The organism is Microcystis aeruginosa NIES-4325, from assembly GCF_008974145.1.
GTDB lineage: Bacteria > Cyanobacteriota > Cyanobacteriia > Cyanobacteriales > Microcystaceae > Microcystis > Microcystis aeruginosa_G.
The window spans coordinates 1-2,406 of record NZ_BJKP01000077.1 but is presented as its reverse complement, the minus strand read 5'-3'; the positions used below and the strand labels follow the sequence as shown (position 1 = coordinate 2,406).

Genomic DNA, 2,406 nt, shown 5'->3' with positions numbered 1-2,406 from the left:
CCTGTTTCTTGATGTTGCTTCAATAACTTCTGAATAAAGCTTTTAGCCACGTCAAATCTCTGGGCTAGTCCTCGAATGGAAATTTTTTCTTTCTTCCAGACATCGATAATTTTTTGGCGAAAATCTACGGAATAGGGTCTCATAGGAAGCTGGTAAGTTCTATTATTTGTCTATTTGCTTTCCATTGTACCTCATAGCTCCAAGAATTGCTATAGTCGGCATTTGAGATAAAACATAAGGAATGTTAACCAAAACCACTTATCGTTAGGAATTTTGATAAGTTGGAGATTGAACGAAGATAGAAAGTCTCTAGCGCTGACAACTATGGCTGTAATTGTCCAAAAATACGGTGGTACATCGGTAGGTTCCGTGGAACGCATTCAATCGGTCGCTCAACGGGTCAAAAATACGGTAATAGCAGGAAACACCGTGGTGGTGGTCGTTTCTGCCATGGGGAAAACTACCGATGGATTGGTCAATTTAGCCAAACAGATCGCCGCCGAACCCTCGCGCCGGGAGATGGATATGTTATTATCCACGGGGGAACAGGTGACAATCGCCTTGATGAGTATGGCCCTAGAGGAAATCGGACAACCAGCCATCTCCCTAACCGGCGCTCAGGTGGGAATTGTCACGGAATCCAAACATAGTCGGGCCCGTATTTTAGAAATTAAAACTGATCGCCTCTCCCGTCATCTATCGGAGGGTAAAGTAGTTGTTGTCGCTGGTTTTCAAGGTGTCAGCGATAGCGATCAATTAGAGATTACCACCCTAGGGCGCGGTGGTTCCGATACCTCGGCCGTGGCCCTAGCGGCCGCCTTAAAAGCCGATTTTTGCGAAATTTACACGGATGTACCCGGTATTCTCACCACTGACCCCCGTTTAGTCCCCGAAGCGCGTCTTTTAGACGAAATTACCTGCGATGAGATGCTCGAATTAGCCAGTTTAGGGGCGAAAGTTCTCCACCCGCGAGCGGTGGAAATCGCTAAAAATTTCGGGGTTCCCTTGGTTGTCCGTTCCAGTTGGACCGATGAGCCTGGTACTTGGGTGACATCCCCGGCACCGAAACCGCGCACCCTGCAAGGATTGGAATTGACAAAAGCAGTGGATGCGGTGGAATTTGAGGGCAATCAGGCGAAAATCGCCCTTTTACGGGTTCCGGATCGTCCCGGTATCGCTGCCCGTTTATTCGGGGAAATCGCTCATCAACAGGTGGACGTGGATTTAATTATTCAATCGATTCACGAGGGTGACAGCAACGATATCGCCTTTACGGTGATGGGAAATGCCTTAAAAAAAGCCCAATCCGTGGCCGAAGCGATCGCACCAGTTTTACGTTCCCATCCCACTAATACAGAGGAAGCGGAAGTGATCATCGAATCCGGGGCCGCTAAAATCGCCATTACCGGCGCTGGTATGATCGGCCGGCCGGGAATTGCTGCCCAAATATTTAGCACTTTGGCCGCAGCGGCAATTAATATCGAAATGATCTCCACTTCTGAAGTAAAAGTCAGTTGTGTCATCGATGAAGCGGACGGAGAAAAAGCAATTAAAGTCCTTTGTGATGCTTTTCAAGTGGAGTATTCTGCTAAAGTTGCTAATCGCGAAATCCCTAACAATTTAGTCCCAGTCAGGGGTGTGGCCCTAGATAATAATCAGGCCCAAATGGCCATTCGTAACGTCCCCGATCGCCCGGGGATGGCGGCGAGAATTTTCTCGGTTTTAGCGGCAAAAAATGTCAGTGTTGATATGATTATTCAATCCCAACGCTGCCGCATTGTCGATGGTATTCCCCGACGGGATATCGCATTTACTTTGCCCCAAGCTGATGCTAATTCCGCCCAAAAAATCCTTTTAGAACTATCGGAAAGTTTGGCTTTACAGGAAGTGGTGGTTAATAATGATGTGGCTAAAGTGAGTATTGTTGGTTCGGGAATGGAAGGACAACCAGGGGTAGCATCACGCTTTTTTGAAGCTTTAGCAAAGGAGAAAATTAATATTTTGATGATTGCTACTTCTGATATAAAAATCAGTTGTGTGGTGAATCAACAAGATGGAGTCAGGTCCTTACAAGTGGTTCACGCCGCTTTTGGATTAGCCGGACAGGGTAAAATTGAGGCGTTGTCAGATGTAAAGATGAATCAAGCAAAAGTGTAGGGAACTGGAACATCCTTAAACTTAAGGTAATGAATTATAGCAATTCTTGGAGCTATGAGGTACAATGGAAAGCAAATAGACAAATAATAGAACTTACCAGCTTCCTATGAGACCCTATTCCGTAGATTTTCGCCAAAAAATTATCGATGTCTGGAAGAAAGAAAAAATTTCCATTCGAGGACTAGCCCAGAGATTTGACGTGGCTAAAAGCTTTATTCAGAAGTTATTGAAGCAACATAAAGAAACAGG

General features: G+C 45.7%; 1 protein-coding gene and 2 pseudogenes. 2 read left to right on the top strand and 1 reads right to left on the bottom strand.

Annotated features, from left to right (window positions below):
- Nucleotides 1–143: pseudogene (locus tag MiAbW_RS18930) on the bottom strand (IS630-like element ISMae26 family transposase); the annotation flags it as partial.
- A gap of 181 nt (nt 144–324) precedes the next feature.
- Here MiAbW_RS18930 and MiAbW_RS18925 point away from each other — a divergent pair.
- Nucleotides 325–2,157 carry an aspartate kinase gene (locus tag MiAbW_RS18925; protein ID WP_151697331.1) on the top strand — a complete coding sequence of 611 codons (1,833 nt, stop codon included), beginning with the start codon at nt 325–327 and terminating at the stop codon, nt 2,155–2,157.
- A 106-nt stretch (nt 2,158–2,263) separates the two neighbouring features.
- A pseudogene (locus MiAbW_RS18920) lies at nt 2,264–2,406 on the top strand (IS630-like element ISMae26 family transposase); the annotation flags it as partial.